Here is a 23,308-nt window from a genome sequence, read left to right as displayed (position 1 = left end):
ATTAAATTGAATGAATTGATCAGATTTTCTGACGAACATGAAAAAACTCGATCTGGACGTGCTTGAAATGCTGGTCGCGGTTGCCGATACGGGATCGTTTGCTAGAGGTGCGGAGTCCGTGCATCGTTCGCCGTCGGCGGTGAGCATGCAGGTCAAGGCGCTTGAAGAAGCGCTGGGAAAGCCGCTCTTCGTGCGCAGCACGCGTAACGTGGCGATTACCGCAGAGGGCAAGACGCTGCTGGACTATGGCCGGCGAATGCTGGCGATGCGCGAGGAAGCGTGGGCGTCGGTCGTTCGCCCGGAGATGAAGGGCCGCGTCACGATTGGCGTGCCTGACGACTACGTTTCTTCGGTGCTGCCCCAGGTTCTGGGAAAGTTTGCCATGGCTCATCCACGTGTCGAGATTCGGGTCATCGGTCTGCCTAGCAGCGCGCTCGCGCCCTTGCTCAAAGACAACACGCTGGATCTCGCGTGCATGACGAAAACAAAGGGCGTCGCAGGCGACTTCATCCGTTTCGAGCCGATGGTGTGGGCCGGGTCGTCCGCAAGAAAGGTGTGGAAAGAGCGTCCGCTTCCGCTTGCCGTTTTCGCCGACGGCAGCACTGCGCGTGCTTATGCCGTCAGCGCGCTTCAGCGTGCAAATATCAAGTACCGGATGTCCTACGAAAGCCCGAGTTTGCTGGGCCTGATCAGCATGGTCGAAGCCGGGCTCGCGATCGCGCCGCTCGCAAGATGCAGCGTGCCGGACCATCTGGTTCAGTTGTCGCAGAACGAAGGCTTGCCGCCCCTGGACGAGCTCGAAGTCATTCTTGCGCGCAGTGCCCGGTCTGCGCGACCGCCCTGCGATTTTCTCGCTGAGCAGATTCTGGCCGAGTTGAGGACCTGATGCGGTGGTTCTGCTTCGAGGGCGATGTGCGACAGAACGTAGTTAGCCTTCAAAGCCGTTCAATGATCGCCTTCGCCGCGGCCGGATTGCGCTCCTTGAAACCGCTGATCACGTAGAGATAAACATCGCGCCCGCCCTTGGCGGCGGCCTTCGCCTCCACCGGCTGCAGATCGTCAGGGACCGTGCCGGCGGCCAACTGATGGGCCCGCTCGGCCCATGCGTCGAGCGCCTTCTTCGAATAGCCTTGCGCCTGCGCGTCGGACGTCCCCATGATGCGCGCATACACGAACGGCGCGGTGATGTTGGCGATCTGCGGATAGTCGCTGTCGCCGGCGAGTACGATCGCCACGTCGTATTTGCGCGCCAACGTGACGAAGGTTTCAGTGCGGAAACTCTCGTGCCGCACTTCGACAGCATGCCTCAGCGTAAGGCCGTCCAGTTTCTTCGGCAGCAAGGCCAGAAATGCTTCGAAATCCTCTGCATCGAATTGCTTGGTGGTGGCGAACTGCCAGTTGATCGGGCCGAGTTTCTGTTTCAGATGCTCGAGGCCGCTGCCGAAGAAGCGCTCGATACTGTCGCCGGCTTCGGCCAGCACGCGCCGGTTCGTCGCGTAGCGCGGCGCCTTTAAGGCGAACGCGAAGTCGTCGGGCGTTTCGTCGTGCCACTTCATATAGCTCTCGGGCTTTTGCAAGCCGTAGAACGTGCCGTTGATTTCGATGGTGGTCAACTGGCGGCTCGCGTACTCGAGCTCGCGCTTTTGCGTGAGGTCATCGGGATAAAACACGCCGCGCCATGGGGCATAGGTCCAGCCTCCAATGCCGACCCGAATGTGCGGTTTCGTGCGCGTTGCCATATGCGGTTTTCCTCGTTGTTCCGGTTTGCCTTCGGCGAGCGCCCAGCTTAACGCAGCCGCCGTGCCGTTGTCTCAGATCTGCCGCAAACACCTTCTCCTGCTGCCCGCAGGCCCTCATTGGCTATCTCAAAACGGGATAGTTGTTATCTGTTATATCGCGTTGCGCGATATGCCGGGTAGTCGGCACACTGGGGCCACAAATCAATCGCCGCAGCAAGGAGACAATCATGCGCACTCAAGTCGGCATCATCGGCGCTGGGCCGGCAGGCCTGCTTCTTTCCCATTTGCTTCATCTGAGTGGCATCGAGTCGGTCGTGCTCGAATCGCGTACGCGTGAGCAGATCGAATCCACCATTCGTGCAGGCGTACTCGAACAGGGCACCATGGACTTGCTGAGCGAATCCGGCGTCGGCGCGCGCATGAAGGCGGAGGGGGCGCTGCATCACGGTTTCGAACTGGCCTACGAGGGCAAGCGCCGGCGTATCGATCTGACCGGACTGACGGGCCATGCCATCACCGTCTATGCGCAGCACGAGGTTATCAAGGACCTGGTCGCCGCGCGCGTGGAGGCGGGCGGCGCCTTGCTGTTCGGCGTCTCCGAGACGTCGATACACGGCATCGATACCGCCGCCCCGTCGATCCGCTTCACACATCAAGGCGAGCCGTGCGAACTCCAGTGCGACTTCGTGATCGGCTGCGACGGCTCGCAAGGGGTGTCGCGTGCGTCGATCCCCGCGGCGTTGCGCAAGGACTATGAACGGGTCTATCCGTTCGGCTGGTTCGGGATTCTCTGCGAAGGACCGCCGTCGTCCGACGAACTGATCTATGCGCGCCATGAACGCGGTTTTGCACTCGTCAGCACCCGTTCGGCGAACGTGCAGCGGATGTATTTCCAGTGCGATCCGAAGGAGTCGGTGAACAACTGGTCCGACGATCGCATCTGGGCCGAACTGCATGCACGGGTCGATTCCGCGGACGGTCAGAAGGTGGTGGACGGCAAGATATTCCAGAAGAATATTGTCGGCATGCGCAGTTTTGTTTCGACCACCATGCAGCATGGCCGGCTCTTTCTGGCCGGCGATGCGGCGCATATCGTGCCGCCTACCGGGGCGAAAGGCCTGAACCTTGCCGTGGCGGACGTGCGCGTGCTAACCGCTGCCTTGCGGGCGTTCTATGAAGAGAACCGCACGGATCTGCTCGATGGCTACAGCGCTACCGCGCTCAAACGCATCTGGCGTGCCGAGCATTTCTCGTACTGGATGACGCGCATGATGCACCGGCTCGACGATGCTTCGCCGTTCGAGCAGCAGCTTCAGGTCGCGGAACTGGAGCATGTCACGACCTCGCGTGCCGCGGCCACCGCGATGGCGGAGAACTACGTGGGTGTGGCGCCGGTATAGCCCAACGCGCTGGCCGGAAGAACGGATGCGCGAAGCGACGCGTTACGCACCATCGGCACCACCGACCTTCCGGCCGCGCCGCCCAGCCGGCGCGGCTGCGCTTGCCGCCCGCTGCGCCGCTTCGGCCGTCTCGGCCGCTTCCAGGCGCCGGCTTGCTTCGCCCACCTCATGCCTGAATTGCACCAACGCGGCCAGCGCCGCATCGGGCGGCTGCAGGGCCGCCCATAACACTTCGATCAGACTGTCCGCGGTGGCTTCGATATCCGTGCGACGATTGGCGAGCGTCGCGTCCCACAAGACGTGCTCCATCGGCCCGAACACCATGGAACGCAAGAGCCGCAACGGCACATCCGCGCGCACCTGGCCGGTTTCCTGGCCGTGCGCCAGCACGCGCATCAGCGGGGCCGTATAGCGCCGCTGCATATCGGTCAGCGTTTCGCTGAGTTCGTGATGCCGCGCACGCCCCTCCGACAGCACCAGCGCGCACAGGTCCGTGCCGTTCACCAGCATCAATCGCAGATGCATCCGCACAATGAAGGCGAATTGTTGCCGCACGCTGCCGTCGCGCGGCAGGCCAGTTTCGATTGCCTCGATGATTTCGTCATACCAGTCGCCGATCACCCGCGCGCACAACTCGCGCTTGCCGCGAAAGTAGCTGAATACCGTTGCCTCGGAGATACCCAGGCGCTGCGCGATCTCCGCCGTGGTGGCGCGCTCGTAGCCCTTCTCGGAGAACACGTCGCGCCCGGCCTGAAGAATTTCCTTCACGCGCTGCTGCGATTTGCGGCCGGCCGGCTGGCGGCGCGATGCCGGCGCTTCGGCCCTGGTTACGGCCTTCGGTGCGGCCATCATATGAGTCCAGTTCAAGTTTCGATTCCGGACAATCCCGGTGCCGCCGAGTTTAGCACGCTGGAACATGGCTAAAACGTGCTTCCGGCATATCTGAGTATCACTCAAAAATACCTATTGACGTATACGTAAATCTAGCGTGAAATTCGGCTTGGGCGAGCGCGTGTGGCCGCCGCGTCCGCAAGCGCGGCTGAGCGCGCACGAATGCCGATGAATTCCTGGAGACACTGCAATGAGTAACCTGCCCGGTTTGCAATTCCCGCTTGGTGAAGAGATCGAAATGCTGCGCGACAGCCTCGCCGGCTTTGCAGCGAAGGAAATCGCGCCGCGCGCCGCGGAGATCGATCGCACCGACCAGTTCCCGATGGACCTGTGGAAGAAGTTCGGCGATCTGGGCGTGCTGGGTATGACCGTGTCGGAGGAATATGGCGGCGCCAACATGGGCTACACGGCGCACATGATCGCCATGGAGGAGATCTCGCGGGCGTCGGCTTCGGTCGGCCTGTCGTATGGCGCGCATTCGAACCTGTGCGTGAACCAGATCCACCGCAACGGCACCGAGGCGCAAAAGCAGAAGTACTTGCCGAAGCTGGTGTCGGGCGAACACGTCGGCGCGCTCGCCATGAGCGAGCCGAACGCCGGCTCGGACGTGGTCAGCATGAAGCTGCGCGCGGACAAGAAGGGCGGCCACTACGTGCTGAACGGCACCAAGATGTGGATCACCAACGGCCCCGATTGCGACACGCTGGTGGTCTACGCAAAGACGGATCTCGAAGCCGGCCCGCGCGGCATCACGGCGTTTATCGTCGAAAAGGGCATGAAGGGTTTTTCGGTTGCGCAGAAACTCGACAAGCTCGGCATGCGCGGCTCGCATACGGGCGAACTGGTGTTCGAGAACGTCGAAGTGCCGGAAGAAAACATCCTCGGCCAGTTGAACGGCGGCGTGAAGGTACTCATGAGCGGGCTCGATTACGAGCGCGCGGTGCTCGCGGGCGGCCCCACCGGCATCATGGTCGCGGTGATGGACGCGGTGGTCCCGTACATTCACGACCGCAAGCAGTTCGGTCAGTCGATCGGCGAATTCCAGCTCATTCAAGGCAAGGTGGCCGATCTGTACACCACGCTGCAGGCATGCCGCGCGTATCTGTACGCGGTGGGCCGTCAGCTCGACACCATGGGCGCCGAGCACGTGCGCCAGATGCGCAAGGACTGCGCGGGCGTGATTCTCTATACCGCTGAAAAAGCCACGTGGATGGCCGGCGAAGCGATCCAGATTCTCGGCGGTAACGGTTACATCAACGAATATCCGGTGGGACGTCTGTGGCGCGATGCGAAGCTCTATGAGATCGGCGCGGGCACCAGCGAGATCCGCCGCATGCTGATTGGCCGCGAACTGTTTGCGGAAACGGCTTGATCCCTGAGCAGGGCCACCCGGCCGCCCCGGTTTAACGGAGCGGCGAAGAGAACCACGGCGCACAGGAGAGCCACGCAATGCCGATCATCGAAACAAAGCTGAATCCGCGCTCGGACGATTTCCGCAACAACGCGGCCGCGCTCGAGGCACTGGTTGCCGATCTGCGCGCCAAGGTCGACAAGCTCGCGCTGGGCGGCGGCCAGGCCGCGCGCGACAAGCACGTGGGACGCGGCAAGCTGCTGCCGCGCGACCGGATCGCGCAACTGCTCGATCCGGGCACGCCGTTCCTCGAACTGTCGCAACTGGCCGCGTTCGGCATGTATCACGACGACGCGCCGGGTGCCGGCGTGATCACCGGCATTGGCCGCATTGCCGGGCAGGAATGCGTGATCGTTTGCAACGACGCCACGGTGAAGGGCGGCACGTACTACCCGGTGACGGTGAAGAAGCACGTGCGTGCCCAGGAGATCGCAGCGGAGAACCACTTGCCGTGCGTGTATCTGGTGGATTCCGGCGGCGCGAACCTGCCGAATCAGGACGACGTGTTTCCGGATCGCGATCACTTTGGGCGCATCTTCTTCAATCAGGCCAACCTGTCCGCGGCCGGCATTCCGCAGATCGCGGTGGTGATGGGCTCGTGCACGGCAGGCGGCGCGTATGTGCCGGCGATGAGCGACGAGTCGATCATCGTCAAGAATCAAGGGACGATTTTTCTGGGCGGCCCGCCTCTGGTGAAGGCCGCCACTGGCGAAGTGGTCAGCGCCGAAGATCTCGGCGGTGGCGACGTGCATACGCGTCTGTCCGGCGTGGTCGATCATCTCGCGCAGAACGACGCGCATGCGTTGGGGATTGCACGCAGCATCGTCGGTAATCTGAATCGCACGAAGCAGGTGCCGGTGGCACTGCAGGAGCCGAAGCCGCCGCGCTACGACCCGAAGAGCCTGTACGGCGTGATTCCGGTCGATACGCGCAAGCCGTTCGATATTCGCGAGGTGATCGCGCGCATCGTCGACGATTCCGCCTTCGATGAATTCAAGGCCCGCTACGGCACCACGCTCGTCACCGGCTTCGCGCATATCTGGGGGCATCCGGTCGGCATCATCGCCAACAACGGCATCCTGTTTTCGGAGTCGGCGTTAAAGGGCGCGCACTTTATCGAACTGTGCTGCCAGCGCAAGATTCCGCTCGTGTTCCTGCAGAACATCACGGGCTTCATGGTAGGCCGCAAGTACGAAAACGAAGGTATTGCGCGCAACGGCGCCAAGATGGTGACGGCAGTGGCCACGGCCAAGGTGCCGAAGTTCACGGTGATCATCGGCGGCTCGTTCGGCGCGGGCAACTACGGCATGTGCGGTCGCGCCTATTCGCCGCGCTTCCTGTGGATGTGGCCGAACGCGCGCATCTCGGTGATGGGCGGCGAGCAGGCCGCTTCAGTGCTGGCGACCGTCAAACGCGACGGCATCGAAGGCAAGGGTGGCACGTGGACGGCCGAGCAGGAAGAGGCGTTCAAGCAGCCGATTCGTGAGCAATATGAACACCAGGGGCATCCGTATTACGCCAGCGCCCGCCTGTGGGACGACGGCGTGATCGACCCGGCGCAAACCCGCGATGTGCTCGGCCTCGGACTGTCCGCATCGATGAACGCACCGATCGAAGATACGCGCTTCGGCGTGTTCAGAATGTAAGGCCGGGCCTCGAGCGAAGGAGTCGATCGATATGCAATACGAAACTTTAAGCCTGACTGTCGCCGGCCAGGTGGCGACGGTCACGCTGAACCGCCCGGACGTTCGCAACGCGTTCAACGAAACGATGATCGCGGAACTGACCGCGGCGTTTGTCGCATTGAACGCGCGCGACGACATCAGGGCGGTCGTGCTGGCCGCCAACGGCAAGGCCTTTTGCGCGGGCGCGGATCTGAACTGGATGAAGAAGATGGCCGGTTACTCCGACGAGGAGAACCGCGCCGACGCCCTGCGTCTCGCGGCGATGCTCTCGGCAATCTACCGCTGCAACAAGCCGGTGATCGCGCGCGTCAATGGCGACGCTTACGCGGGCGGCATGGGTTTGATCTGCGCCTGCGACATCGTGGTGGCGCTGGACACGGCGCGCTTCTGTCTCTCCGAAGCGCGCCTCGGCCTGATCCCTGCGACGATCGCGCCATATGTGATTCGCGCCCTGGGCGAGCAGGCTTCGCGGCGTTACTTTACGACCGCCGAGCTGTTCGACTGCGCGACGGCGCTGCGTCTGGGCCTCGTCAGCGAAGCCGTGAGCGAAGACCGGCTCGACGCGACCGTGCAGCAACTGGCCGACACGCTCTGCGCCAACGGCCCGCACGCGGTGCGTGCCTGCAAGCAGCTCGTGCAGGACATCGCTGGACGTGAACTGAACGAAGCGCTGATCGAAGACACGGCCTCGCGCATCGCCCGTGTGCGCGCCGGCGCGGAAGGCCGCGAAGGGGTGGCGTCATTCCTCGAAAAGCGCGCGCCGGCATGGCGCAACTGACGCCTGCGCATGCCACGACAAACCGCAGAACTCCAGTCCTGAACGGGACACCTGAGCGAGACATCTCATGTTCAACAAGATTCTGATCGCCAACCGCGGCGAGATTGCCTGCCGGGTTGCCGCGACCTGCAAGCGTCTCGGCATCGCGAGCGTGGCGGTGTATTCCGATGCGGATGCCAACGCGAAGCACGTCGCGGCGTGCGACGAAGCGGTGCATATCGGCGGTTCGACCGCGGCTGAGAGTTATCTGCGCTACGAGCGCATCATCGCGGCGGCGCTCGCTACCGGCGCGCAGGCGGTACATCCGGGCTACGGATTTCTGTCGGAGAACGAAGCTTTTGCGCAGGCTTGCGAAGCGGCGGGCATTGTTTTTATCGGGCCGCCGGTCGAGGCGATCGCGGCAATGGGTTCGAAAGCGGCCGCCAAGGCGTTGATGCATGCAGCGGCCGTGCCGCTGGTGCCCGGCTATCACGGCGACGATCAGGACGCGCAATTGCTGCAGCGTGAAGCGGATGCGATGGGCTATCCGGTGCTGCTTAAGGCGAGCGCGGGTGGTGGTGGTAAAGGCATGCGGGTGGTCGAGCGCAGCGAAGACTTCGCGGCGGCGCTTGCTTCGTGCAAACGCGAGGCGGCCAGCAGCTTCGGCAACGACCGGGTGCTGATCGAGAAGTATCTGACGCGGCCGCGTCACGTTGAAGTGCAGGTATTTGCCGATCAGCATGGCGGCGCCGTGTATCTGTTCGATCGCGATTGCTCGGTGCAGCGCCGCCATCAGAAGGTACTGGAAGAAGCGCCGGCGCCGGGTCTGTCCGCCGAACTGCGCCGCGAGATGGGCGAGGCGGCGGTGGCGGCGGCACGCGCGGTGAACTACGTCGGCGCGGGCACGGTCGAGTTCATCATGACCGGCGCGAGCGATTTCTACTTCATGGAAATGAACACGCGCCTGCAGGTCGAGCATCCGGTGACCGAGATGGTGACGGGCCTCGATCTGGTCGAATGGCAATTGCGTGTCGCGTCCGGCGAGCCGTTGCCGCTCACGCAGGCGCAACTGAAACTCGACGGTCATGCCATCGAGGCGCGCATCTATGCAGAGCATCCGGCGCGCGGCTTCCTGCCGTCGACGGGCACGCTCAAGCATCTGCGTATGCCGGAAGGCGTGGAGTTCACGATCAGTCCGGCGGGTGCGCCCGGCTCACGCGCGGCCGTGCGGATCGACAGCGGCGTGCGCGAAGGCGATACGATCACGCCGTTCTACGATCCGATGATCGCCAAGCTGATCGTGCACGGCGCCACGCGCGCCGAAGCGCTCGCGCGGATGAGCCGCGCATTGCGGGCTTGCGAGGTGGTGGGCCCGCATACCAATGTCGAGTTCCTGCAGCGTATCGTTGCGAGCGAGCCGTTCTCTGGCGGCGATCTCGATACCGGCCTGATCGAGCGGCATCACGAGGCCCTGTTCGCGCCGGTGAAAAAGCCCTTCCGGGAAGCGCTGGCGCTGGCCTGTGCGGCGTTGCTCACGCGTGAGGGCGGTACCGCGCATGGCGCGTCGCCCTGGGATGCCTTGTCGCACTGGCGCCTGAACGGCGGCTATACGCAGACCTTCGCGTGGCGCGATATCGAAAGCGAAACCGCCTTTGCCGCGACTTTCGCGCGCGACAGCCGGGATAGCCACGACAGCGGCGGGCAGACGCTGGAATACGCGGGGCAGCGCGACAGCTTTACATGGTGGAGCGGCACGGGTGCGCACGAGTTCGGCGCGACGCTCGGCGACTCGCATGTCACGGGGCGCGTGTTTGTCGACGGCGACGTGTTTCATGTGTTCTGCCTCGGCGAGGCGCAGGCCTTCGAATGGCAGAACCTGCTTGCGCATGCCGCGGATGCCGAACACGGCGAAGGGCGTCTTACCGCGCCGATGCCAGGCAAGGTGATCGCGGTGTTAGTTGAACCGGGTACGGTGGTCGAGAAAGGCACACCGCTGATCGTGATGGAAGCCATGAAGATGGAGCATACGATCGGGGCGCCGGCGGCCGGCACGGTGTCGGAAGTGCTGTATGCGGTGGGCGATCAGGTGGCCGATGGGGCGCAGTTGCTGGTGCTTGAGGTGGGTTTATCCGGCGCGGCGTGATGTGACGTGCCGCAAGCGGCATTCGTGCTGCGGTAGTTACCGCAGCGGCAGTGGCAATGGCCGTCGCAGTGGCCGTCGTAGTTGAAGTCACACCGCCCGTTCAGGCGAGGCGCGCGTAGCCCAAAGCTTGCGCCTCGTTTTCCAGTTGCGTAATGCGGGCATAGTCGCTCAGCGGCAAGCTCGCAAATCCCTTCAGTCGCAGTCGTGCAGCACGTTCGGGCTGCGCCGCCACGGCTTCGTTCAGCGCCGCACGCAACGCCTCGATCACAGCCAACGGCACCGTGTTGGCGGCAATCAACGGCAAACCCGGCGATGCAGCGGTCCAGCCGATTTCCCGCACCTGTCGTGCGAGTTCCGGCATGTCGTCGCGCACGAACGCAAAGGTCACGCAGTCGATGGCGGCGATATCCGCGCGGTCTTCCGCCACCGCTCGCAGCGAGCCGAGGTGAGACCCGGTGCGGTTCACCTCGCTAAAAAATTTCCCGCCTCGTGCCAGCGGCGCGACCGCGTGCCGCAACACATTCATGCCGCTATTCGAATCGTCCTGGTTGTACGCGGCGCGTGCACCACGGCATGCCTCAAGCGTGTCGAACGGTGCGTCGGAGCGTGTGATCAGGACACTTGAATAATCCGCATCCGTGCAACCCGGTGCATCGAATAGCGGCGTCGCGATCAACTGGACGTGCTCATGCAGGCCGCTCATCAGCGGATAGCCGCAGGTCTGCGAAACCAGCAGGTCGGGGCGGCACCACAGGGCGTGCAGATCGTCGCCGGGGTCCACGATGCGGGCGTGCGGGTCGACGGCTTGCAGGACGTCACCGAGCAAGGCGCGCCACTCGGCGGCGAGGGCGGGCGTGACGTTGTACATGGGGAGGGCGGCGATCCGGTTCATGGATGCGATTCTGGCATATCGCTCGCCCGATGGGGTACCGCCTGGCGTCTTACCTCGAGGCAGGAGCGGTGGCGGCGAGGGCATCCTGCGCGGCTTTGGGAAACAGCGATTGCGCCATGAAGTCGATCAGCACGCGGTTTTTCGGCGGCAGATGGCGGCTCGACGGCCACAGGACCCAGAAGGTACCGGTCACGCTGTAGTCGGTGAGGATCGCGCGCAGCGCGCCGCTGGCGAACGCTTCGCGAGCGACGAAATCGGGCAGGTAAGCGATGCCCGTGCCGCTGACGCAGGCCGACAACACGGCTTCGATGTTGTTCATCACGGCGGCCGGGGAGATTCTTGCTTGAACGACGCGATTCCCCGACTTTAATGTCCAGCTCTGCAATTTACCGTTTGACGGGAATTTGAAATAAATGCCGTCGAAAGCGGATAGCGCATCAAGCGAATCGGGTTCGCCATAGCGATTCAGAAAATCGGGCGAAGCATACAGATTAACGCGGTATTGGCCGAGCGGTTTCGACATCAGGCTGGAATCGGGCAGATCGCCGCTGCGGACCACGGCGTCGAAGCCTTCTTCGACCAGATCGACCATCCGGTCGCTGAAATCGAGTTCGAGTTCGATGTGCGGATAGAGGCGCCGGAAGGCGGGCAGGACAGGGGCGATCAGGCGGTAGCCGACCGCCGGAAAGCTGACCCGCACGCGGCCGCGCGGCTCGCCGACGTTCAGGCTCAGTTCGGCCTCGGCGTCCTCAAGGTCGCGCACGATGTCGCGGCAGCGGGCGAAGAATTGCGCCCCTTCCTGAGTCAGGCTGATCTGGCGGGTGTTGCGATGGAACAGACGGACGCCGAGTCGTTCTTCGAGGCGCGTAATGCTTTTACCGACTGCCGACGACGAAATGCCGAGGTTGCGGCCGGCAATCGTAAAGCTTTCGTGTTGAGCGGCCTGGACGAATACGGTGAGGCTGTTCAGATTATCCACGCGCCTCCCACTTTGGCCTATTTGTCCGATCAGCGCGGAGTTTATCACCTCAATTTGATTACGTTGCCGAACATATGATCGAGAGCAGCTACCACGGGTCATGCCATTAGTCGTTGCGTCGATGGCGCGTGGTTTTTAATTGAGGCGATTCAATTTCTATGCAAACAACATCATGAAGACTGATCAGATCGACATCCGGGCGGGACGACGTTCCGGCGCCCAGAAGCTGCTGGGGCTGTGCGCGGTGTGTCTGGCCGCGCTGTGCATGCCGCTTAGTTTCACCGGGCCGGCGGTCGCGCTGCCGGATATCGCCCGCGAGCTCGGTGGCAGCCCGCTCGCGCTGAGCTGGATCACCAATGCCTTCATGCTCTGCTTCGGCGGCTTCCTGCTGGTGGCCGGCGCGTTGGCGGACCGCGTCGGCCGCAAGAAAGTGTTCCTCGCCGGCGTGGTGGTGTTCATCGCCGCCTCGTTCAGCTTGTCGCACGCATCGAGCATCGTTGCGCTCGACCTGCTGCGCGCGTTGCAGGGTCTGGCGGCCGCGGTCGCCCTGTCCGGTGGCGGCGCCGCACTTGCGCAGGACTTCGAAGGCGCGGCCATGACGCGGGCCTTCAGTTGCCTCGGCAGCTCGTTCGGGGTCGGCCTGGCATTCGGCCCGATCCTTGCCGGTTTCCTGATCCAGCACAGCGGGTGGCGCAGGGTGTTTGCCGGCACCACGGCGATCGGCATTGTTGCGCTCGTGCTGGCGACGCTCTGCATGCGCGATTCCCGCGACCGCGCCGCAACAGGTCTCGACTGGCCCGGCGCGGCGAGCTTTACGGCCGCGCTCGCACTGCTGACCTACGCCGTGCTGCGCGCTCCCGATAGCGGTTGGAGCAGCCCGTCGGTGCTCGGCCTGCTGGCGTGCGCCGTTGTGTTGTTCGGAGCGTTCGTGGCGATCGAGAACACGGTGCATCGCCCGCTGCTGGATCTGTCGCTGTTCCGCTACCGCCGCTTCATCGGCGTGCAGTTTCTTGCCGCCGCGCCGGCCTATTCGTACGTTGTACTACTGGTGTTGCTGCCGGTGCGGCTGATCAGTATCGAAGGCTACGGTTCGCTCGAAGCCGGTCAGATCATGTTCGCGATTTCCGCGCCGCTGCTCGTGCTGCCGATGGTGGCCGGGCTCCTGACGCGCTGGTTCAGTGCGGGTTCGATCTGCGGCGTCGGCCTGGTGGTGGCCGCGGCTGGTTTGCTGTGGCTCGCGCAATGTCCGCCGGCTCACTCGGCGGTGGCGATCGTGCCGGCCATGTTCATCATCGGCGTGGGTGTGTCGTTGCCGTGGGGTTTGATGGACGGCCTCGCGGTCAGCGTGGTGCCGAAGGAGCGTGCTGGTATGGCGACCGGCGTGTTCAACACCACCCGGGTCGCCGGCGAAAGCATTGCGCTGGCCGTCGTCGCCGCCGTGCTGGCGGCGTTCGCCGAAACCGGCTTGCGCGACGCGACGGCCGGCGCGAGTCTGCCGCCGGCGTCGCAAGCGCTGTCGGAAGCCGCGCATTGGCTGTCGCTCGGGAGCGTCGGAGAAGTCTCGCGGCTGCTGCCGGGCCTCGATCATGCCGCGCTGCTGGCGAGCTACGGGCGTGCGTTCAGCGACCTCGTCTATGTGCTTGCCGCCATCACGCTGCTCTCCGCCGTGATGATCTTCAGCTTCCTGACGCGGGCTCGCCCGGCCGTTTCGACACACCTTGGCGGCGCCGATTCGGTCGCTGAGTAATCCGGGCGACGCGCGGCGTCCTGGCTCAGGTGAATGCGTTGCTCGAAGCGGCTGAGCCGGTTGCTTCGCCAGGCGCGAATGCGTAGCGTCGCAACCATTCGCTATAACCCTGGATCGTCGACGATCGGTTCGCGGCGATAATGACAATTGCCTTCGCGGAACGCTCGTCTGGCTTTTCCATCAGCTTCGCATAGCTCGGACAGTTGAAGGCTCTTCCTGCCCTGAAGCATTTCCGCCAAACTGTGCGGAATCGATTTGTCAGCGTGGAATTACGGAGCCTCACATGCCCAAGATTAACATCGCCGACGTACCGGAACGTCAAGGTACAGGTTATCCGCGACCGTTCGATGCCCCCTGCGCCGACCGTATACGCCAGCGACTGGGCAACGCCGGCGGACTCAGTGACTTTGGGGTCAATCTTATGCGCTTGCCGCCGGGCAATTGGTCAAGCCAACGCCATTGGCACTCTGCCGAAGACGAATTTGTCTACGTGCTTGAAGGCGAGCTTACCTTGATCGAGGACGGCGGCGAAACGGTGCTCCAGGCCGGCGACTGTGCTGCCTTTCCAAAAAACACCGGAAACGGACATCACATGATTAACAGGTCGAACGTGATGGCCGTTTACCTCGAAGTCGGTTCGCGGTCGCCTGTGGATGTCATTACCTGCTCCGACGTCGACATGATGAGCCCGAGTGTCGACGGCCGGTTCTTGCATAAAGACGGTACCCCGTATTCCGATACTTGACGACCATGCAATATCCTGGATGACGACCTGAAGCCACGTTCTTATGGGGACGCCGCGTCCGTAAAGTAGTGGAACGCGGACCGTTATGCACCAATTATTTCCATCCAACCATGCCTGTCGACACTGAACGCAACCTGACGGAGCCGTGGAATGCGGCCACGATCCTGATGATGCTCATGGGTTGCGTTGTCCTTACCTACATCGCATGGCATACCTTTCAGACCGCTGCGTTCCTGCACCATGCGACCCGCGTCGCGGGGGTGGTCGTCGATCCTGCAGGACACCCCAGGATACGGTTCAGTACTGCCGATGGTGTGCCGGTTGAATTCGTACAAAACGGTTTCATTTCGCGCCCGCGCGGCGCGGCGGTGCCGGTAGCTTACGACCCGCACAATCCCGCCATGACGGCGCAAGCGGCAACCTTCTGGGCAAACTGGGGCGAATCATTGTGGTTGCTGCCGATGGGACTGGGCTTTACTCTGCTGCCGCTGTTCGGCGCACGGGCGCGGTTTCGTCCGGGACGATATTGATCACGGCCCTTGAGGTTCTGTGTCATGTTCGATGCGCGAGAGGCGCTGGGACAGAACTTGCCGAAGGCACAGTTGGCGCCCTAAGAGGTCAAGAAGGCGATGTTGGTGATTGGGGGCCGAACTGGATCGGGAATATCCAATAGGGACGCTGCTACGCACGCGGTATCGCAACGCGGCGTTGCACCCGGATCAGGCGAGTGCTGCCGATACTTGCCTTGTTGGGCAGGTTGACTTGCATCTCATGCTGACGCCCGACCCGACGTCAAGAGATGTGATGCTACTGACGGGCGAGGTTGGGGGTTACGCCTGATGCGCCACGCGTCCCTCCAGCTTGCCTGAAGGGAAAGCCTCGACTATAGGTCTCACTCATGTCTGGAATGGACCGACCTGTTTTCTATTCTCGGTCGGGGCTCGTATTGCCTGGGCCGACCGAGTAGTTCCGGGTTCGGCCAACTCCAGCCGTTCGGCCGCGCGCCAGGAAGGGCACTCGAACTCGGTTTTTGTGTTTCATTGCCTACCAACCAAATATGCGTTTTGCTATTGCCCAATTGTTAAATATCTCAATGTTTCGACTTCAATTGGTTTTAGTAGACAAATGAAAAATCCTATGCGAAAGTTTCATTGAGCGCTTACAAGAACTTACTTGCCTTGAGCTGCGACACAAAAAGTCGAATTCGACGCGAATGTTTTCCGGTCGTCAGATTGCGTAGTGCGCAAAATTTTTGCCGAAATAGAAATGTGACGCTTGCAGCGCGGGATGAGCGTTTGCCCTGTCGCGCCGAGAACACGATGCAGTACCTCATTTGGGGGGGGCGGAAATTATGAGTATTCCGGACAAGACAATGCAAGGCAAACGTTTGGCAAGCCAACGATTGCGTTTAGACATGCAATTAGCTCCCCGTCACACAGTTGACATCGATATGCCGTTGCCCTTCGGACCTTCATAAGCCAACGGTCCGCACCGCCGAGGTGCAAGAAAAATAGAAGTATTTTAACTGCGTCTTATCTATACCCTCCTCACGTGGATTATCCGGGAAGGAGGATGGCGCACGTTTGTACTTAGGAAATCTAAGTATTTATGCCGGGTCCATAAAAATAAAGTTCCACAATAATCCAATGAAACGCCAACATTTTACTTTCATATTGATTGCGTAGTTATCCTTATGAAAGATTATAGGATAGTGTCAATAATATTAAAGAGGGAAAATGTGAACAAGATATATCGGTCGATCTGGAATAACGCGCTCGGCGCGTTTGTGGCTGTATCGGAGCTCGGAAATTCGCGGGGTAAAGGGAAATCGGGCGCATCTGGTGTCGTATGTGACAGTCGCCATGAGGAGCAGGACGCGATCACCGCGCGGCATCGAACATCCAGGATTCTCCTCGGCCTTGCAATACCGTTGTGTCTTGGCCTGTCAGGCCAGAACGCCCACGCCCAGTACGACGCAGGCGGTGGCACGGCGACAGGCGGTAATTCAATTTCCATCGGCACTACCAGTACTGCGAGCGGACAGTATGCGACCGCCTTCGGAATTAGCTCGACAGCCTCTGGGACGAGCACCATTGCGATTGGTCCAGATTCAACGGCCTCCGTCTTGTACGGCGTGGCAATTGGCAATCTCGCACAGGCGACCAACGCGGGAGCGATAGCACTGGCCGCGGGCGCTGTCGCATCGGGAAATGAAGCGGTGGCCCTTGGCTTTAATGCAGCATCGAGCGGATCATCCAGCGTTGCGCTGGGATCTACAGCTGCCGCCAGCAGCACTAACGCCACGGCGCTCGGTGCCGGCGCTGTTGCCTCGGGGGATCATTCGACTGCGTTGAGCACGCAGTCGACCGCAGCAGGCGAATATTCAGTTGCTATTGGCTATGCGGCGATTACGACCACTACCGCCGCTGCCGGGGTAGCGCTGGGTTCAGGCGCCTCAGCCAGTGGCGCATCCGCCGTTTCGATAGGCGTCAACAGCGGCGCGTCCGGTACCGGTGCGGTAGCCATCGGGGTGGGCGGCACCGCCGGTGTCCCTGGCTCGGGTACGCAGGCAACTGGCGAAGAGGCGACCGCCATTGGCTTTAACAGTCTCGCCAGCGGGACATCCGCACAGGCATTCGGGACTACGTCGACGGCCAGCGGAACCAGTTCTATTGCCATGGGCGTGTCCGCCGTATCGTCCAGCCTGTTTGGCATCGCCCTGGGCGATCTGGCGACGGCAAGCGGCACGTCCGCGGTCGCACTGGGTCCTGGGACCCACGCAACTGCCAATAACTCCACGGCTTTGGGCATCAACGCGACCGCGTCCGGCGCACAAAGCGCGGCACTGGGAGGATCGGCGACGGCCAGCAGCACCGGTACAACCGCCGTCGGCGGTCAGGCAATCGCCTCGGCGGCGGAGGCGACGGCGATAGGTGCAGATTCGCAGGCACTTGCCGCCTCGACCGTCGCTCTGGGCTACAGCAACACGGTGGCCGCGGCAGCGGGCACGGGCTCGATTGCGGGCGGCTACAACTCGCAGGTCACGAGCGGCACAGGAGCGGTGGCGCTCGGCGAAGGCCAGACAGCAAGCGGCAACGGTGCAGTGGCCATTGGCGATCCGAACACGGCCGCGGGCAACGGCGCGGTCGCGATGGGTGCCGACAACACGGCCAACGGGCAGGGTGCGATTGCGTTGGGTAATCTCAATGCCGCGACGGGCCAGGGCTCGGTGGCACTGGGCAACAGTTCCACCGCCGCGGCCGCCGGCGGTGTTGCACTGGGCGACACGGCTCGCGCGCTGGCCGGCGACGGCGTGGCGTTAGGCTCAAACGCTGTGGCGACCAATGCAAACGACGTGGCGCTGGGAGCAGGCTCGAGCACGGCGGCTGCCGACACGGGTACCACTGCACTGTATGGCGGTACCGCAGCGGGCGTGGCGAAGACCGCCTCCGGAGTCGTCTCGGTAGGTAGCGCGGGCAACGAGCGCCAGATTCAGAACGTGGCGGCAGGCGTGATCTCGTCGAGCAGCACCGACGCGATCAACGGATCGCAACTGTTCTCCGTTGCAACCGGTGTCAACAACCTGGGCAGCGCGACGGCAAGCGCACTGGGCGGCGGAGCGACCTACAACAGTTCGACCGGAGCGATCAGTGCGCCAAGCTATACGATCGACGGCAATACCTACACCAACGTGGGCAGTGCGCTGGAAAGCATCAATAACTCACTGACTGGCGGTGGGATCGAGTACTTCCATGCGAACTCGACGCTTGCGGATTCGACGGCGACCGGTACCAATAGCGTCGCAGTCGGTCCGGTTGCGGTCTCTACCGGAGCGTCTTCAGTGGCAATCGGCAATGGGGCGCAAGCCAGCAATGCGAACGATGTTGCTCTGGGCGCTGGGTCTACAACCGCGGCACCGCATACCGGGACGTTCGACATGACGGGCGGTACGGCCGAGGCAACCGCGCCCACTTCTGTCGTGTCGATCGGCGCGGCCGGATCGGAACGGCAGCTCCAGAACGTCGCAGCGGGTGTCTTGTCAGCGACGTCGACCGACGCGGTCAACGGCTCGCAACTGTTTTCTGTGGCAAGCGCGGGCAACGCGACCGGGACCACGGTCGCTTCGGCATTGGGCGGAGGTTCGACATACACGCCGGGCAGCGGCGTCTCGGCACCGAGCTACACCGTGCAAGGCAACACCTACAACAACGTCGGTGCTGCGCTTGGCGGGTTGAACACTGGCCTTACTAACGTCGAGAACTCCCTCACTAACATTAACAACGGTGCGGGCATCGAGTACTTCCATGCTGACTCCACAGAAGCGGATAGTCAGGCAACGGGTACTAACAGCATCGCGGTTGGGCCTGAGGCGGTGGCAAGTGGCACAGCCAGCTTTGCGGCAGGCAACGGTGCGCAGGCGACGGCTGACAATGCGATGGCACTGGGAGCGCAGGCTACGGCTTCCGTCGCGGGCGCGATTGCCATAGGTTCAGGGTCCGTGTCTAGCCGCGCGATTGTTCCCGCGTCAGGTTCGCTTGCGACGGGTAGTAGTTACGTGATCCCCTATAACACCACCGATGAGACGCTGCTGGGCGCGGTGTCGTTTGGAACCACAAACGCGTATCGCCAGTTGACCAATGTCGCGGACGGGACGCAGCAGCAGGACGCGGTCACTGTCCGGCAACTTGCCGGCGCGTTGTCCTCGTTCGCAGTCACGTCCACCGAGTACTTTCACGCCAACTCAACCGCAGCAGACTCGCTGGCCGTAGGCAGCCAGTCGATTGCCGTTGGACCGACCACGGTGGTCAATGGCGACAGTGGCGTGGGTATTGGCAATGGCGCCATTGTCAATTCGAACGCGCCAGGTGGTGTCGCGATCGGCGAGGCGGCGAGTTCGAATCAGGCCGATGCGATCGCGCTGGGCAGCGGTGCTAACGCAAGTGGCGCCCAGTCTGTCGCGCAGGGCGCGAATGCCAGCGTCACGGCGGTGGGCGGTGTCGCGCTGGGTTCTGGTGCGCAAAGCAGTGCCACCGGCGCAGTAGCGCTAGGCGCCGGCGCTTCCGCGACCTATGCGAACAGTGTCGCGCTGGGAGCCGGGTCGGTGACGACGGTCGGGGCATTGTCGAACTACATTGCTTATGGTCTGAGCAGCCCGCAGTCCTCAGCAGGGGAGGTCAATATCGGCAACCGGCAGATCACAGGGGTTGCGGCGGGGAGTGTCGGGACCGACGCAGTCAACGTGAGTCAGCTCCAGGCAGTCCAGCAGCAGTTGACCACGCTGATCAACAACGAGAACGGCGGCGGTGGTGGTTTTCCGTCCACCTCGGGGACAACGACGCCGCCTGCGTCAACGGGATCCAATTCGGCGGCGGGCGGACAGGGGGCCGTTGCTTCGGGAACCAGTAGCACGGCTGTAGGCAACAACTCGCAGGCAACCGCCAACGGCTCGACGGCCCTCGGTCAGGGCGCGACGTCGACAGGATCCAGTTCCGTGGCCATCGGCGCCGGTAGTAACGACGAGGGTCGCAGTAACGTGGTGTCGGTAGGGTCAGCCGATTCGCCGCGGCAGGTCACCAATGTCGCCGCCGGTACTGCGCCCACCGATGCCGTCAACGTGCAGCAGTTAGGGGGCGCCGTCGCGCAGGCAAACGCATATACGGATAATCAGATTCAACAGTTGAAGCGTGACGCGGACGGGGGAATCGCGACTGCGATGGCGGTCGCAGGGTTGCCGCAACCCTCGGGGCCGGGAAGAAGCATGGTATCGGTCGCCGGCAGCGTCTATCGAGGCCAATCAGGGCAGGCGGTCGGAATTTCTACAATCTCGGATAACAATCACTGGATCTATAAGGCTGCGGTCTCGACCAATACGCAAGGCTACTATGGCGCGGTCGTGGGTGCAGGCTACCAGTGGTAGCCGGTGGAACGAAACTCCCGATGGGCGTCGTTCCGATAACCATGGGTGACGCCATTCCGCTTCTTGCTGCGGCCCGTCTCGCGCGCGGCTGCCTGTTCGATGAGAGATGCAAACATGAAAATGCAATGGAATCTTGCGCTGTCTATCACGTTACTTTCACTGATCGCGGGCTGCGTTGCCGATGGTCCGCCGAAGTTTCCGGATCCTCAATCCGCGACGCAGGCGGGTGGTACCTTCGTCAACCTGAATAGCCTGCGCAACGTGGGGCCAGGACTCACGAAGGACCAGATGTTCGATCTGCTCGGACCGCCTCATTTTCACGAATGGTTCGTGGGCGGGCACGTCTGGAACTACCTGTTCGATTTTCGCCGGGATGGGAAGATCGTTGCTTGCCAGTATCAGGTGCGATTCGACAAGCAGATGAAAGTGAGCGACACGTACTGGCGTGACCCTTCATGCGCAGCGTTTCTTTTGACAGCAGGGGGAACGCCGAAGCCGGTTGAGCCTTGATCCGCGAAGGCTTATGTCGGGTCCCGCCTGCTGGGTCCCGACCGCCTATACGGAGCCTCACATGCCTAAGATTAACGTCGCCGAAGTACCGGAACGTCAAGGTACGGGTTATCCGCCACCGTTCGATGCGCGAAAGGCGCTGGGACAGAGCCTGCCGAAGGCACAGTTGACGCCCCAAGAGGTCAAGAAAGCTATGTTGGTGATGGGGCCGAACTGGAGCGGGAATATCCAATAGGGACGCCGCTGCGCACGCGGTATTGCAACGCGGCGTTGCGCCCGGATCAGGCGAGTGCTGCCGATTAGCGCGGCGGCGAGCTTCGGCGAGGAGCCGCCTTTCGACGATCTTGCGTGGTTCGTCGACAATCCAGAGACCGGTTTGCGCGGTGCAAGGTCACTTTGCTACTCTTCGCTCTCCGGGTATCGCACCAATCAATCATGAAAATCGAAGTTACCGACGTGCAGAATGAAGACGATGATGCTTTCGTCGTATCGCAACTCCGCGCCTACAATGCCGCGTTTGCCGTAAAAGACTTCAAGTTGTTGCGCGTGTTTGCACGCGACGCGGACGGTACTATCATCGGCGGCTTGCTAGCTGATACCTACTGGCAATATCTCGAAGTCCACGTCGTATGGGTCAGCGAGGCGCATCGTAACGCGGGACATGCATCGCGACTACTGAATTCCGCAGAGAGCGAGGCCCGTCAGCGTGGCTGCAAGCACGCCTTTCTCGATACGTTCAGTTTTCAGGCGCTCGGTTTTTATCAAAAGCTCGGCTATAGCGAGTTTGGCCGACTTGATGAGTTCAGCGGCAAACATGAGCGGCACTACCTGCATAAAAGGCTCGATGACAGGCATCAATAGGACGTACCCTCGGCGCGGTTCTCAAGCTCTGCGTGCAACGTCCTGAACGGCGGTCCGAAGGTCCAGCTTTGCGCCAGGTCGAACGGCAAACGGGGCGATCTGAGCTGTCCGTTGTAGGACTCGGTGCACCGCTTTCGGGCGTCGCTTTACCCTTCCCAAGTTGCTGCCCAGGCCGATGCAGCGCGATCTGAAGGGTCGAATTTTTAGCGTGTTGCATTCAGCGCGCGTTTTCACACAACGTCGGCTAACAGCGGACCGTCGACACGGTAGCCCAGATCGCCGAAAATCAATGGCGTCCCGCAATTGAGAGAGAACAATGGACCACAAAGAACTCCTTCAGCTTTCTCGGCAGCTTTCACCAGCGGATGTATGTGCACAGCTGCTCGCCCTATGCGTTGTCGAATATAGCTATACGCCGAATTTAAGCATTGCTCTCGAACTCAATGACGCTGAAGGAAAGCTCACCGACACGGGCCGGGGAATGAGATTGACGCCGGATAAGGGCGACACGCTCGCACATGCCGAACGGGCACTTACCGGCTTCTATCCATGTCTTCCTTCAAGTCCGGCATTTGACGCGATTCTTCGCGAGTTAGTTTGGGGCGAACACGGTTCCCTAGGCCCGGCGGTCGCCAACTTTGCGTGCCGATCATTGAAGTTCACCAGCATGAGAGATGGCGAGGTTTGGTCGCAGAGTTATAGCTATGGAGCACCTTCCGGCCCTGCGGTGATGATCGGCTCGACGGGAAAAACCGGTACTGTCATTGATTTCAAAACCACCGCGCCAATTAATCATGCCGTTGTCGCGACGCTCGTAGAGGCGCTGCGTTCTCGCGTCCAAGGGCTTTCCATAGTTCTTCGATCTCATGGCAGGAGTCAGTAGCCGGCCATTTTGAGGCACTCGAGGCCATCGCTTAGACTGTTGACAATCATTGCTCATGACACGAACAAAATGATGACCGAAATTGAACTCTTGAGGCCTACGACTGCATTGCTACCAAGCTACGTTTCTGCCCTTGAGGCGGGATGGTCCCCTGACAATGTTCGGAAGAAGGTCGCTGCGCGCGAACAGTTGCACGCTATCGAATTAAACGCGGAGGCATTTGTCAACAGCCTGGATGATCCGACCGCATCGGGCGGCCCGATTCCTTTGCCAGACGGATCGACCGTCGCCCGTCTGCCGAGCATTGTTCGATGGATTTGGGACGGCGATGTTAGCGGTGCAATCGGATTTCGTTGGCAGGCTGGAACTGCCGAATTACCTCCGTATGTACTCGGGCATATCGGCTTCTCAGTCGTGCCGTGGAAGAGAGGCAACGGCTACGCCAAGCAGGCGCTCAATTTGATGCTGGGCGAAGCGAGGCTACAAGGCTTGTCCTACGTCGAGCTAACGGTTGATCCTGAAAATATAGCCTCACAGCGGGTAATCGCAGCATGCAGTGGTGTCCTGGTCGAACGGTTCAAAAAAACGGCCGCCTATGGATTCGCTGAAACTCTTCGCTATCGCATTGTGCTAGACGACTGAAAAGACTGTCGGACCCAGTTCGGCCACTTTCTGTCGGTCATATTGGACCGCTAGATCATCGATAACCGCTGCTTTGGCAACTGTCAATTCACGAGTTCTTTCGCTC

Annotated in this window: 19 protein-coding genes and 1 pseudogene; 16 read left to right on the top strand and 4 right to left on the bottom strand. The window is 61.8% G+C overall.

The genetic code is table 11. The features are described 5' to 3' along the window. Positions 1-37: 37 nt before the first annotated feature. Entirely contained in the window at positions 38-886 is an 849-nt protein-coding gene (locus tag P3T42_RS12730) for a LysR substrate-binding domain-containing protein (RefSeq protein ID WP_429306235.1), read from the top strand. Positions 887-935: 49 nt separating this feature from the next. On the opposite strand, the gene P3T42_RS12725 is transcribed toward P3T42_RS12730, so the two are convergent. Further along, positions 936-1,739, bottom strand: a complete 804-nt coding sequence (locus tag P3T42_RS12725; RefSeq protein ID WP_429306234.1) for a DUF72 domain-containing protein — start codon at positions 1,737-1,739, stop codon at positions 936-938. 227 nt (positions 1,740-1,966) lie between these two features. Here P3T42_RS12725 and P3T42_RS12720 point away from each other — a divergent pair, with 227 nt between their 5' ends. After that, positions 1,967-3,139: a 4-hydroxybenzoate 3-monooxygenase gene (locus tag P3T42_RS12720; RefSeq protein WP_429306233.1), complete on the top strand. Its 1,173-nt coding sequence runs from the start codon at positions 1,967-1,969 to the stop codon at positions 3,137-3,139. A gap of 42 nt (positions 3,140-3,181) precedes the next feature. Here P3T42_RS12720 and P3T42_RS12715 read toward each other — a convergent pair whose 3' ends face one another. After that, positions 3,182-3,988 carry a TetR/AcrR family transcriptional regulator gene (locus tag P3T42_RS12715; protein ID WP_429306309.1) on the bottom strand — a complete coding sequence of 269 codons (807 nt, stop codon included), beginning with the start codon at positions 3,986-3,988 and terminating at the stop codon, positions 3,182-3,184. Between the two features lie 232 nt (positions 3,989-4,220). Between P3T42_RS12715 and P3T42_RS12710 the strand changes: the two genes are divergently transcribed. From P3T42_RS12710 to P3T42_RS12695, 4 genes are all read left to right on the top strand, one after another. Continuing rightward, the gene (locus P3T42_RS12710; protein WP_074294967.1) at positions 4,221-5,402 is read left to right on the top strand and encodes an isovaleryl-CoA dehydrogenase; all 1,182 of its coding nucleotides are present in this window, start codon (positions 4,221-4,223) and stop codon (positions 5,400-5,402) included. A gap of 77 nt (positions 5,403-5,479) precedes the next feature. Continuing rightward, positions 5,480-7,087, top strand: a complete 1,608-nt coding sequence (locus P3T42_RS12705) for a carboxyl transferase domain-containing protein (protein ID WP_074294969.1) — start codon at positions 5,480-5,482, stop codon at positions 7,085-7,087. A gap of 31 nt (positions 7,088-7,118) precedes the next feature. Further along, on the top strand, positions 7,119-7,904 hold the full coding sequence (locus tag P3T42_RS12700; protein ID WP_429306232.1) for an enoyl-CoA hydratase/isomerase family protein: 786 nt from the start codon (positions 7,119-7,121) through the stop codon (positions 7,902-7,904). Positions 7,905-7,971: 67 nt separating this feature from the next. Then, positions 7,972-10,026 carry an acetyl/propionyl/methylcrotonyl-CoA carboxylase subunit alpha gene (locus P3T42_RS12695; protein WP_429306231.1) on the top strand — a complete coding sequence of 685 codons (2,055 nt, stop codon included), beginning with the start codon at positions 7,972-7,974 and terminating at the stop codon, positions 10,024-10,026. 100 nt (positions 10,027-10,126) lie between these two features. On the opposite strand, the gene P3T42_RS12690 is transcribed toward P3T42_RS12695, so the two are convergent. Continuing rightward, a complete protein-coding gene (locus tag P3T42_RS12690; RefSeq protein ID WP_429306230.1) occupies positions 10,127-10,918 on the bottom strand; it encodes a phosphate/phosphite/phosphonate ABC transporter substrate-binding protein in 792 nt (263 codons plus the stop codon). Positions 10,919-10,967: 49 nt separating this feature from the next. Further along, a complete protein-coding gene (locus tag P3T42_RS12685) occupies positions 10,968-11,897 on the bottom strand; it encodes a LysR family transcriptional regulator (RefSeq protein WP_429306308.1) in 930 nt (309 codons plus the stop codon). Positions 11,898-12,069: 172 nt separating this feature from the next. On the opposite strand from P3T42_RS12685, the gene P3T42_RS12680 reads away from it, so the two are divergent. From P3T42_RS12680 to P3T42_RS12635, 10 genes and pseudogenes are all read left to right on the top strand, one after another. After that, complete coding sequence (locus P3T42_RS12680) at positions 12,070-13,644, top strand: MFS transporter (RefSeq protein WP_429306229.1); 1,575 nt, start codon at positions 12,070-12,072, stop codon at positions 13,642-13,644. Between the two features lie 283 nt (positions 13,645-13,927). After that, a complete protein-coding gene (locus P3T42_RS12675) occupies positions 13,928-14,389 on the top strand; it encodes a cupin domain-containing protein (protein ID WP_429306228.1) in 462 nt (153 codons plus the stop codon). A 110-nt stretch (positions 14,390-14,499) separates the two neighbouring features. Then, positions 14,500-14,919 (top strand): DUF3592 domain-containing protein, encoded by a 420-nt coding sequence (locus P3T42_RS12670; protein ID WP_429306227.1) that lies wholly within the window; start codon positions 14,500-14,502, stop codon positions 14,917-14,919. 1,163 nt (positions 14,920-16,082) lie between these two features. Continuing rightward, positions 16,083-16,736 (top strand): annotated as a pseudogene (locus P3T42_RS12665) (ESPR-type extended signal peptide-containing protein); the annotation flags it as partial. 3 nt (positions 16,737-16,739) lie between these two features. Then, entirely contained in the window at positions 16,740-20,306 is a 3,567-nt protein-coding gene (locus P3T42_RS12660) for a YadA family autotransporter adhesin (RefSeq protein ID WP_429306307.1), read from the top strand. 45 nt (positions 20,307-20,351) lie between these two features. Next, a complete protein-coding gene (locus P3T42_RS12655) occupies positions 20,352-20,816 on the top strand; it encodes an outer membrane protein assembly factor BamE (RefSeq protein ID WP_429306226.1) in 465 nt (154 codons plus the stop codon). A 61-nt stretch (positions 20,817-20,877) separates the two neighbouring features. Beyond that, a complete protein-coding gene (locus tag P3T42_RS12650) occupies positions 20,878-21,051 on the top strand; it encodes a hypothetical protein (protein ID WP_429306225.1) in 174 nt (57 codons plus the stop codon). A gap of 200 nt (positions 21,052-21,251) precedes the next feature. Continuing rightward, positions 21,252-21,677: a GNAT family N-acetyltransferase gene (locus tag P3T42_RS12645; protein WP_429306224.1), complete on the top strand. Its 426-nt coding sequence runs from the start codon at positions 21,252-21,254 to the stop codon at positions 21,675-21,677. Positions 21,678-21,993: 316 nt separating this feature from the next. Then, complete coding sequence (locus P3T42_RS12640; RefSeq protein ID WP_429306223.1) at positions 21,994-22,560, top strand: hypothetical protein; 567 nt, start codon at positions 21,994-21,996, stop codon at positions 22,558-22,560. A 69-nt stretch (positions 22,561-22,629) separates the two neighbouring features. Further along, entirely contained in the window at positions 22,630-23,202 is a 573-nt protein-coding gene (locus P3T42_RS12635) for a GNAT family N-acetyltransferase (RefSeq protein ID WP_429306222.1), read from the top strand. Positions 23,203-23,308 lie beyond the last annotated feature (106 nt).

The sequence above is a fragment of the Paraburkholderia sp. GAS38 genome (assembly GCF_050434965.1).
Taxonomy (GTDB): Bacteria; Pseudomonadota; Gammaproteobacteria; order Burkholderiales; family Burkholderiaceae; genus Paraburkholderia; species Paraburkholderia phenazinium_A.
The sequence above is the reverse complement of the archived record's forward strand: the minus strand, read 5'-3'. Positions and strand labels throughout refer to the sequence as shown.

Excerpts from the sequence above, each read along its gene's own strand:
- P3T42_RS12730 (WP_429306235.1), top strand. The coding sequence starts at position 38 with ATGAAAAAACTCGATCTGGACGTGCTTGAAATGCTGGTCGCGGTTGCC.
- P3T42_RS12725 (WP_429306234.1), bottom strand. The coding sequence starts at position 1,739 with ATGGCAACGCGCACGAAACCGCACATTCGGGTCGGCATTGGAGGCTGG.
- P3T42_RS12720 (WP_429306233.1), top strand. The coding sequence starts at position 1,967 with ATGCGCACTCAAGTCGGCATCATCGGCGCTGGGCCGGCAGGCCTGCTT.
- P3T42_RS12715 (WP_429306309.1), bottom strand. The coding sequence starts at position 3,988 with ATGGCCGCACCGAAGGCCGTAACCAGGGCCGAAGCGCCGGCATCGCGC.
- P3T42_RS12710 (WP_074294967.1), top strand. The coding sequence starts at position 4,221 with ATGAGTAACCTGCCCGGTTTGCAATTCCCGCTTGGTGAAGAGATCGAA.
- P3T42_RS12705 (WP_074294969.1), top strand. The coding sequence starts at position 5,480 with ATGCCGATCATCGAAACAAAGCTGAATCCGCGCTCGGACGATTTCCGC.
- P3T42_RS12700 (WP_429306232.1), top strand. The coding sequence starts at position 7,119 with ATGCAATACGAAACTTTAAGCCTGACTGTCGCCGGCCAGGTGGCGACG.
- P3T42_RS12695 (WP_429306231.1), top strand. The coding sequence starts at position 7,972 with ATGTTCAACAAGATTCTGATCGCCAACCGCGGCGAGATTGCCTGCCGG.
- P3T42_RS12690 (WP_429306230.1), bottom strand. The coding sequence starts at position 10,918 with ATGAACCGGATCGCCGCCCTCCCCATGTACAACGTCACGCCCGCCCTC.
- P3T42_RS12680 (WP_429306229.1), top strand. The coding sequence starts at position 12,070 with ATGAAGACTGATCAGATCGACATCCGGGCGGGACGACGTTCCGGCGCC.
- P3T42_RS12675 (WP_429306228.1), top strand. The coding sequence starts at position 13,928 with ATGCCCAAGATTAACATCGCCGACGTACCGGAACGTCAAGGTACAGGT.
- P3T42_RS12670 (WP_429306227.1), top strand. The coding sequence starts at position 14,500 with ATGCCTGTCGACACTGAACGCAACCTGACGGAGCCGTGGAATGCGGCC.
- P3T42_RS12650 (WP_429306225.1), top strand. The coding sequence starts at position 20,878 with ATGCCTAAGATTAACGTCGCCGAAGTACCGGAACGTCAAGGTACGGGT.
- P3T42_RS12645 (WP_429306224.1), top strand. The coding sequence starts at position 21,252 with ATGAAAATCGAAGTTACCGACGTGCAGAATGAAGACGATGATGCTTTC.
- P3T42_RS12640 (WP_429306223.1), top strand. The coding sequence starts at position 21,994 with ATGGACCACAAAGAACTCCTTCAGCTTTCTCGGCAGCTTTCACCAGCG.
- P3T42_RS12635 (WP_429306222.1), top strand. The coding sequence starts at position 22,630 with ATGATGACCGAAATTGAACTCTTGAGGCCTACGACTGCATTGCTACCA.